This window comes from Spirosoma litoris (assembly GCF_054776755.1).
Genome location: NZ_BAAHBI010000076.1, coordinates 1 through 2593 on the forward strand (window position 1 = coordinate 1; position 2593 = coordinate 2593).

Genomic DNA, 2593 nt, shown 5'->3' on the forward strand with positions numbered 1-2593 from the left:
AACGAATTAAATCCCATCGCTTCGAATAAATCCTGCTGACACAGTTCAGCGAGCACTCTCGACGGGTAAAGTAAAAGCTATTTTGCCTTAAACAAGCACACATAAACCGATTGTTTAACGATGAAAACGCTTCATTTTACCATCGACCTCCGTTCGTTTTTTCTGGGTGCTCTAACGCTGATTGGTGTTCTCCCCTTGGCCAACTTCACCCCGTCAAATAATAACCAGCCTGAAAAACCTACTTGGGAGAATCAACGTTATCAGGCCGTTACGGGCCAACAAGGTTCTATTATTCTAGATACCCAAACGGGGCAATACATTATAGTGTATGGGCCAGGAAGAGGTCTAAGAACAAAATTCGACTTCAACGAAATGGAACCCAAAGCCAAATAATGACTCTGAACTGTCGATCCAAGTCCCCCGCCCCAACCTACTCGCCATTTGGGGTGAGAGCTTAAAAGTTACTACGCTTAATAAACAAGCCAAGGAAATCTCGCAAAATCCATTTAATCTCTAGGATACTTATTCTTTAAAGCAGTATTTACCTTTTTAAAAGCTCAACCATGAAACTATTTTTCACCATCTTGATCACTTCGCTCTGCTTTTCCCAATGTCAACAGAAGGAGCTTTTGTCTCCCTCTGAGCAGACAGCTAAGTTTGTCGATGAACTTAAACCACAACTTATTGGAAGTTGGGTTATTCAGCAAGCCCAGATTGACCATAAAAAGTTGCTTTCTCTGCAGTACCCTGTTGCCATTATAAAAGATACGCTCATTCAGAATTTAGCAACTCTCACTTTCCAAGCATCATCGCAAATAATCAGTGACAAACGTATTCTAGAACTGGAGGGTGTCTTAAACTTCCGCAATGTAGCACTACCTATATACGCTAAAATCTATCCTATTCAGAATAACTCTAAGCTGAAGGGAACAATGTTTTTGACTTATAATTTCAAGGGCGTAGACGATAGAGTAACATCTGCTGAGGTAGATTATCTTCAATCCATTGGACTAACTGGTGACAACTTCCACGTTGAAATTAACCAAGATAATCCTTTAATGGTCTGGCGTGGTTTGAATAGAGCTATAGTCTACGCTAACCTGCACAAAAACTAAAGTGTCCTATTACCATTTGCAGGGTCAACATCTAAGTTGACTTTAAGCGAGTGTTAATACTAAATCCACGGTTAGACAGCCGTGTTTTTTTTGCGGCAGTATAGGCTGATCAGGGGCGTTCCTGTCCTTTTTGCCTCCTGGATGGATTTAGCTTTCCCAAAAAAGCGAAACAATGAAAGAAACCATCGGTATCCAAACAGATGCCGGGCCGGAGCCGAATGACTCGCTAACAACCGAAATGCATCAAAGATACTAGATGGCAACAGCGAGAAAGCAGATCGGAATAGTTTAGCTAGCATCCGGCTACATGCTGGCAAGCGATGGAGGCCATACGTAAACGGATGTACTACCTGAAGCGGCAGATGGATCTGGATGAGGTGGATCTGGCTACTCTAGACTGGAGCCCAAAGGTGTACCTAAATGGTTTGAATAAAGTCAGTCGGGGAAATTGTGATTTTCAGAAGAGAAAAACAAAAAAGCCCGTTTTTAGCGGGCTTTTGGTGGACTTCAAGAAGAAAAACATTCCTTTCAGCAGAGAGCGAGAAACTACTATAGTTGTATTATATTCACAACTCAGAGTCTTATTATAGTTATAAATAAAAGGCTTAACTGGCTAAGAAAAATATAAATTACTCCCAATTGGGAATGATTTATATTTTTGTTGCAACACAATTAAAACGCGTTGCAATGGCGATATCTCTAAAAATTATCCTCCACACCAAGAAGTACGGCGACGGAACCCAGCCCGTCATGCTCCAGTGCATTCAGTCCTCTCCTACGGGCAATGTATGGAAACGGCGAATGCTTTGTAAAGTTAAACCAGCCCAGTTCGATAAGGCAATAGGACGGATTAAAAATCACCCCAATAAGACCTTTCTAAACGCTAAAATCACCGAAGCTTACAACGAGGCTGAACAGCGCTTGTTGAAGGCGGAGGCATCCGGCCAAAAGATTGACCCGGCTTACCTGATTGCCACTAGTGAGGCTGTTGTCAAAGCCGAAGGAAACCTACTGTTGCACGGCGAAAACTACATTGCTCGTTGTCAACAAAAGGGGCAGTACCATACAGCCCTGAAGTATAAAGGGCACGTCAATAAGCTGGCGGAATATCTGGGCAAAGCTAAAGACAACCAGCAGATCGATATCCACCTGGACGAGGTGAGTGAAGACTGGATTTTAAAGTGGTCGATCTGGTTAAAAAACAATGGTATCAAATCCGCCAACAGTCTCCACCGCCGAATGGCCTTCATAACGACCTGTCCTGAACCCCTGAAAGTGAGCCAGTAAAAAGTAGAGTAAAAAAAACTAAATTTCACTAGTAATTGGAAAGGGAAATGAAAGCAGGACGATTCTCCGAATCGCAGATCGTAGCGATTCTTAAACAGCAAGACAGCGGCCAGACTATCGCTCAAATTACCCGCGAACACGGTATCAGCGAAGCTACCTTTTACAATTGGCGAGCTAAATATGGTGGTATG

General features: G+C 42.8%; 4 protein-coding genes. All 4 read left to right on the forward strand.

Annotated features, from left to right (window positions below; all coding sequences use genetic code 11):
• Positions 1-120 precede the first annotated feature (120 nt).
• Complete coding sequence (locus tag ACYVGR_RS36965; protein ID WP_460965845.1) at positions 121-393, forward strand: hypothetical protein; 273 nt, start codon at positions 121-123, stop codon at positions 391-393.
• Positions 394-563: 170 nt separating this feature from the next.
• Positions 564-1115: a hypothetical protein gene (locus ACYVGR_RS36970; RefSeq protein ID WP_460965847.1), complete on the forward strand. Its 552-nt coding sequence runs from the start codon at positions 564-566 to the stop codon at positions 1113-1115.
• Positions 1116-1802: 687 nt separating this feature from the next.
• Complete coding sequence (locus ACYVGR_RS36975) at positions 1803-2402, forward strand: phage integrase SAM-like domain-containing protein (protein ID WP_460965849.1); 600 nt, start codon at positions 1803-1805, stop codon at positions 2400-2402.
• Positions 2403-2449: 47 nt separating this feature from the next.
• On the forward strand, positions 2450-2593 hold a 144-nt coding region (locus tag ACYVGR_RS36980), incomplete at its 3' end, for a transposase (RefSeq protein WP_460963253.1).